The organism is Limnohabitans sp., from assembly GCF_040401495.1.
Lineage (GTDB): Bacteria > Pseudomonadota > Gammaproteobacteria > Burkholderiales > Burkholderiaceae_C > Limnohabitans.
On record NZ_JBBAOI010000010.1, the window covers coordinates 70,612 to 77,187 of the forward strand.

At 53.9% G+C, this 6,576-nt stretch carries 7 protein-coding genes; 4 read left to right on the top strand and 3 right to left on the bottom strand.

The window, feature by feature from the left end:
• Positions 1-64: 64 nt before the first annotated feature.
• Positions 65-610 (top strand): hypothetical protein, encoded by a 546-nt coding sequence (locus tag AC9UEO_RS08340; RefSeq protein WP_509532075.1) that lies wholly within the window; start codon positions 65-67, stop codon positions 608-610.
• Here the strand turns inward: AC9UEO_RS08340 and AC9UEO_RS08345 are convergent.
• A complete protein-coding gene (locus AC9UEO_RS08345; RefSeq protein WP_509532077.1) occupies positions 603-2,171 on the bottom strand; it encodes a class I adenylate-forming enzyme family protein in 1,569 nt (522 codons plus the stop codon). The genes AC9UEO_RS08340 and AC9UEO_RS08345 overlap by 8 nt on opposite strands.
• Before the next feature lie 130 nt (positions 2,172-2,301).
• On the opposite strand from AC9UEO_RS08345, the gene AC9UEO_RS08350 reads away from it, so the two are divergent.
• Both AC9UEO_RS08350 and AC9UEO_RS08355 read left to right on the top strand, forming a co-directional pair.
• On the top strand, positions 2,302-4,038 hold the full coding sequence (locus AC9UEO_RS08350; protein WP_509532079.1) for a 2-hydroxyacyl-CoA lyase: 1,737 nt from the start codon (positions 2,302-2,304) through the stop codon (positions 4,036-4,038).
• Between the two features lie 21 nt (positions 4,039-4,059).
• Complete coding sequence (locus AC9UEO_RS08355; RefSeq protein WP_509532081.1) at positions 4,060-4,716, top strand: GntR family transcriptional regulator; 657 nt, start codon at positions 4,060-4,062, stop codon at positions 4,714-4,716.
• A 3-nt stretch (positions 4,717-4,719) separates the two neighbouring features.
• Here the strand turns inward: AC9UEO_RS08355 and AC9UEO_RS08360 are convergent, their stop codons facing one another.
• Positions 4,720-5,511, bottom strand: coding sequence for a hydroxyacylglutathione hydrolase (locus tag AC9UEO_RS08360; protein ID WP_509532083.1), 792 nt, complete (start codon positions 5,509-5,511; stop codon positions 4,720-4,722).
• Positions 5,512-5,601: 90 nt separating this feature from the next.
• Between AC9UEO_RS08360 and AC9UEO_RS08365 the strand changes: the two genes are divergently transcribed.
• Positions 5,602-5,844, top strand: a complete 243-nt coding sequence (locus AC9UEO_RS08365) for a hypothetical protein (protein ID WP_509532084.1) — start codon at positions 5,602-5,604, stop codon at positions 5,842-5,844.
• A gap of 501 nt (positions 5,845-6,345) precedes the next feature.
• On the opposite strand, the gene AC9UEO_RS08370 is transcribed toward AC9UEO_RS08365, so the two are convergent.
• Positions 6,346-6,576: N-acetyltransferase (locus tag AC9UEO_RS08370; RefSeq protein ID WP_509532085.1), on the bottom strand; the 231-nt coding region annotated here is incomplete at its 5' end.

The following is a 6,576-nucleotide window of genomic DNA, read 5'->3' on the forward strand; positions in this document are numbered from 1 at the left end:
CTTACCCATCTTTCAAGGCTGCTTTGGCAGCCTTTTTTTTCACCTTTTTCGATGGCTTTAAACCATGAATTCACTTTACTTTTTGCTCGTGAAATTAGCCCTGATCAACTTGCTGCTGTTTGCGCACTCACTGAGCAATGCTTTCACCCTCTCCAATGGTGAAGAGGTTCAGTGTCCCGTCACGCGCAACGGTTTCTCGGGTTTCGCCACAGAGGTATGGAACACCTACAGCACACCGAGCGAACGCGACCCCGAATTGGGCAGGGCCGTGGCAGTCATGCGCCTTGATGCCAACGACTGGCCCACCATCATCATTGACGCACAGGCCTACCAAAGAACCGCCAAAGGTACGCCCGCCCAATGGGACTTTGTGTACTTCCATGAATGCGCCCACGCACAAAAACCCGCTTTAAGCGAAATAGGTGCTAACTGCACGGCTTACTTTGATATGGACAGCCGCGGCCTGATGAGCTTTTACAGCTTCAAGGAACTTGAGTCAGCCCACATGGGCATGATGAATTTGCCTATGGAATATGGAGGATCAGGCCCGCAGTTTTGGCACCAAACTTTGCAGTGTGTGCGAAAAGGCCGAGAGCAAAACCTTAAGTGAGTGCCTGCGGCTTGAAAGCGTCGATGAACTTCTGCCGCAAATGTCTGTGCACAATTTTTCCAGTCGCAGTGCGGGGCAAATCTTGGCTTTGCAGAAAAACAAACTGACGTGGACGTTTGTAACCTGCCAAACGACTGCTGCAAAAGTCTTGCAAAGCTTGGCTGGTAGCTGACGCTTGCGCCCTCAGCACCACTGCGGCCAACACACTTTCTCCCCACTTGGGATGGGGTACGCCCACCACCGCTACCTCTTGAATGTCTGGGTGAGAAGAAAGCACGTTTTCGACTTCACTTGGGTAAACATTCTCGCCACCGCTGATGATCATATTGCTCTTGCGGTCTATCAGCCAGATGTAGCCATCTGCGTCTCGCTTGGCCATGTCGCCAACGGACACCCATTCGCCGTCAAAGGCCTCTGCGGTTTTTTGCGGGGACTGCCAATAACCTTCAAAGGCGTAAGGTGTGCATGAAAATAATTCACCCACTTCGCCATCAGGCACTTCTTGACGTTTTTCATTCAACAATTTGATAGGGCCGCTGCCCGCCCATTCACGCCCCACCGAACCGAGTTTGGTGAGTTGGTCTTCGGGTCGAAGCAAGGTCACCCAACCAGCTTCGGTTGAGCCATACAACTCGTAAAGACTGCCGTTTTCAAATAAGGCCATGATGTCACGCTTTAGACGCTCGCTGGCAGGTGCCGAGGAAATCAATAGCCGCGCAACACTGGCCAAGGCATAGCGAGCCTTGATCTGGTTAGCCAAGCCCAGCACCATGATGTAGTGCGTGGGTACCAATGAGGTGAAGGTGATGGTGTGTTGCGCCAAGTTTTGCAACAGACCTTCGGGGTTAAAGCTGGCGCTGTCATCAATGACGACACAGGCCCCTAAGTGGATGAAGGTGTTGGCGAAATACAAGGAGTTGGCATGGCACAAGGGCATTACCAATAAAGCTTTGTCTTGGCGGCTGAAACCCATCTCCATGGCGGTGGCAAAGGCAATCAGGGTACTGGCCTCGTGGCTGCGCAGTGCGCCTTTGGGTTTGCCTGTGGTGCCCGAGGTGTACATCAGTGCACATATGTCTTTGGGGCTGACATCGGGCCATTGGGGGTTGACCAATGGCGTATTGACCACCTCTTCATAAGCCAGCCAGCCTGAGGCTGGCGGCCCACCAAACACCACGCAGGCCTTCAAGGGCAGTTGTTGGCGGACTTCCTCTATGAGGGGGTGCAGATCATGTCCCGCAATCACACCTGCCACCTGTGCGTCTTGCATGATGTAGAGCAACTCTGGCGCTGTCAGGCGGAAATTCATGGGCACAGCCACCAAACCGACTCGAGCCAGTGCAACATAGATTTCCATCCACTCGATGCTGTTATAGGCCAATAAAGCCACGCGCTCACCCGCTTGTAAACCCTTGGCCATCAAGCCTTGCGCCAAGCCACTGGCTCGTTTGTCCCATTGTTCAAATGACAAGCTTCGTTTGGAGTCCAAGCATCCTGTGGCTTGCGGACGTAAACGGGCATGGCTGCGAACCATGTCAGAGATATTGAGAGTTCGTCGCAAAGTTGTTTTCCTTCAAAATCCAATAGGGTTTTCTCGTGCTTTACGATATTCAGGCCCACAGTATAGTATTCTGAATTCAGAATACATTCAGCGTTTTCCCTCAATTTTTCTATCTTTCATAAGGATACCTATGCAAGCAGTTACTTCGGTTGAACAGTCTGTGGCCGATTTGATCGCACGTTTTTTGGTCAACCAAGGCGTCAAGCGGGTCTATGGCTTGTGCGGCGGCCACATCATGCCAATTTGGATGCGCTTGGACGCCCACGGCATTCGCTTGATTGATGTGCGCGATGAACGCGCCGCTGTTTATATGGCCCACGCAGAAGCCGAATTGACGCATGGCTTGGGCGTGGCGTTGGTCACCGCTGGCCCAGGGGTGACCAACGCCATCACCGGCATTGCCAATGCGCATGTGGCCCGCGCCAGCGTGCTGGTGCTGTCTGGCACCTCGCCCACCGCTCAGGACAACCGTGGGGGCTTGCAAGACTTGAACCACACCGACATGGTGGAAGGCATCACCCGCTATGCACGCAGTGTGCGCCACCCTGCCTTGGTGTTGCAAGAACTGAACGAAGCGGTATCCCGTGCTTTGGGGCATGGGGCCGACAGCGGGCCTGCTTATTTGGACTTCCCTGTGGACACTTTGCGCAGTGCGGTTCCTCTGGCGGTGCAGTTGCCAGAATTTTTCATTAAGCGTGAAGCCCCCATCAGCTCCCCCTCACCGCAGGATGTGGCTGCTGCCGTCGATTTGCTTTGGCATGCCAAACGCCCCTTGTTCATCTCCGGCAGAGGCGCTAGAAAAGCTGGTCCCGCTTTGCAGCAACTGCTCAGCCTCTTGGGGGCGGTGTATTTGGACACGGGCGAAAGCAAGGGCTTGGTGCCAGAAGACCACCCCTCTGTGGTTGCCGCGATGCGAGGCAATGTGATGAGCCAAGCCGATGTGGTTGTCACCCTGGGCCGAAAACTGGATTTCCAATTGGCCTTTGGCTCGCCTGCCGTATTTGGTGAAGCCCAATTTTTACGACTGGCAGACAACACCGCCGAGTTGCGTGACAACCGACGCGGGACAGTGGAATTGCTAGCGGACGTGAACCAGTCCTTGCTGGCCATCATGGAAGCGGCCAAAGGCCGTCAAGCTGCAACGGACTTGGCGTGGGCGAGAAGCTTGCGTGAACAGCATGTGAGCCGCGCCCATAAATTGCAGCTAAGCATGCAACAAGCACCTGCAGGCAGCGATGGGTTAATGCACCCCAATCGCTTGTTAGCTGCTTTACGCAAAGCCCTGCCTGCTAACAGCGTGGTGGTGGCCGATGGTGGAGACTTTTTGTCATTCACCAGGGTGGGCTTACCTGCCACTACTTACCTCGATCCAGGCTCCTTGGGATGTATTGGTATCGGGACGCCCTTTGGTGTGGCGGCAAGCTTGGTTCACTCCGACCGCATCGTGGTCGTGGCCACCGGCGACGGTGCATTTGGCTTCAATGCCATGGAGATAGACACTGCGGTTCGCCATCAAGCACCTGTATTGATCGTGGTGGCCAACAACGGTTCGTGGGCTATCGAGGTACGCGACCAGCAAGAGACGCACGGCAAGGTGGTGGGCACCCGTTTGCAGTTTGCTGACCACGCTGCTATGGCCCGAAGTTTTGGCATGCACGCCCAACGCGTAGAGCGCGAAGAAGATTTGGACGAAGCCATTGCCAAGGCCATGCAAAACCGTCCCGCACTGCTCGATGTGCTGGTCACGCCCGAGGCGGCCTCATCTGACGCAAAATCGGGGCTGGCGTGGGTGCCGGATTTACAGGCCCTCAGCGCCTGGGACGAGGCCGAGCGCGACTGGCGCGAAGCACCGCCGAGTCGAACATGATCAGAACAACAGGTGTCTTTTGTGAAAATATTGTCTGTACAACCCAATCTTGTCGAGCAAGTGCATGAGGCCATACTGAAAGAAATATCAGCGGGCAAACTGGCACCAGGTACGCGCATCATCCAAGAGCAAATTGCCGCTGAGCTCGGTGTCTCGCGCCAACCCATTCAACAAGCATTGCTGTTGCTACGCAACCAAGGACTGCTGCGCGATGCGCCTGGGCGCGGTCTGATCGTCGCCCCCTTGGACCCCGACCATATTCGACAGATGTACGACGTGCGTGCCGTCATCGAGGGCTTGGCATTTCGCAAAGCAGCGCTGAACAATGCCGCCGCTGCCAAGCGTGAAGGGCCTGAATTCATCAACAAAGGCCGCGAGGCTGCCAAAAGTGGCTCTGTCAGCGACCTGATTGCCGCTGATATGGCGTTTCACCATTTTGTGTATTCCTTATCGGAAAACCTGCTGGTGGCACCCACCATGGACACCCACTGGACCTATACCCAGCGTGTCATGGGAGAGGTGTTGATGCGAGACGAAAAACCGCGCGATATTTGGGACCAGCACGCGGCTTTGCTGCAGTCCATCATCAGTGGCGACGGGGATACGGCCGAAGCCCATGCCAGAGAACATATTTTGGCGGCTGCCGACTTCATCATCGAGCGCCTCAGCCCCCCCTAGGCGTCACCAACTGTTGCGTAATTCGCGCAGTTTTTTAAACACGGTCTGCGCATCGGCTTGGTCTGGTAAGTCTGGAAAACTTTTTCTCAACTCTGCCACGACTTGCTCACTGTCAAGGCGAAAAAACGTGTTCACCTCTCGCTCTGTTGCCATGCTGGATACATAGGGTTGGTTCACATCTTGACCGCTCACCTGACTAAGCAATTGTTGGGCGACTAGGTTGCCTGGTTCGCGGTTCAAGGTGAAACGTAAATTGTTCTCGATGTAATCGTGGCCGGGGTAAATCAAGGTGTTGTCTGGCAGGCGGCTGAGTTGCTCGTCAAAGGTGCGAAATAAATCGCTGACATTGCCGCCGTTGTGGCAGTTACCAGCTCCCGCATTGAACAAGGTGTCGCCTGAAAATAAAGCGGGTTGATCTGTGTGAGAGCGCAAGCAAATATGGCAATAGGTGTGGCCCGGAGTGTCCAGCGCTTGCAATTCCACTGTCTTGCCCACTTTGATGATGTCACCCGCCAACAGACCGCGAAACATGCCGGGTATAGCCCCCGCTGCTTTGGCATGCGCCAGCACCTTGGCGCCTGTAGCATCCACCACAGCTTGATTACCGCCAATGTGGTCATGGTGTTCGTGTGTATTTAATATTTGGGTGATCTCCCAACCCTCGTCTTTGGCCACTTGCAAGCATTTGGCGCTGTCCAACGGATCGATGGCTAAAGCCTCGCCAGTTTGCGCACAAGCAATGAGGTAATTGAAGTTACGGTAAGCGTTGGCAGTCCAGATTTGTTTGACCAGCATAGCAAAGACCTTGGTTGGGGCGGTGTAAGCCTGTGTAAATGGAGTTGTTCTAAACTGAAATCAATCTATGACTGATTTAGCGAGGAAATGATGAAGCAATTATGGTTGATCTTGGTTTTGTCCATGAACTCTTTGGCATTTGCCCATTGCCCAGGCCCCGTTCCCTGTGAAATGAAATACGTGGACAACGCTTTTGGCAAGACCACCAAAACAGGTGCCGAGCTTGAAAAAGCCAAGGCCATGCGCGAAGAGGGCGAACGTCTTTTCAAAGAAGGCAAAGAAGACGAAGCCTTGAAAATTTTGAAAGAAGCGAAAAAGTTTTTGCTAGAGTAAGCAGTGCCGAGAGCAAAAAAAACATGGGGCGAGAAGATGAATGCAAAGCCGCCCCAGTGGAAGTCGCGGATGAGTTGAAAAAAATTCCACCAGGCTCAACCATTTCGGTACAAGCTTTCAGACGTAAACTGGCAGAGAAACACAAGTGCGATGCCACATGCCCAGTCTCTACGTCCATCTTCCTCAAAATAGTGGCGGAGCATGCTTGGGAAGAATACAACCGGACCGGTAGCACGCAAGACCTTGCCCCGTTTTGGCGGACTGTCGATGCAAGCTCACCCATGGCAAAAAAACTGAGTTTCGATTCAGCGTGGATTGACTTACAGAGGGAACTTGAATCTTGATTCGAGTCCTGCTGTGCGCATGGACTACCGAGCAAGTCTTGGATTTACGACATCAACAAGTCCAAGTTTTACGCAGCACCCCCGGCGGTCAATATTGGAAGGCTTCAAGGCCTTTTCGTGCAATTTATCAACCGGCCAAATTCCCGGAACTTTTATCTCAGGCTTTGCCCACCATGGCCTTGATGTCCTTCATCAAAAGGAACAGGTGAAACGGGTCAGATGGGCTGGGTTCAAACTCCCAATTGAGATACCACTGCCTGGCAGGCTCGTCCTTGGCGTGAACCAACAGTGCACGAATCCCGGCAATATCCGCCGCCTGCGCAGTGCGCAGCAGCGCATCTTTGAGCAGTGCTTTGCCAAGCCCTGCGCCTTGGTGCTGAAGGTCCAC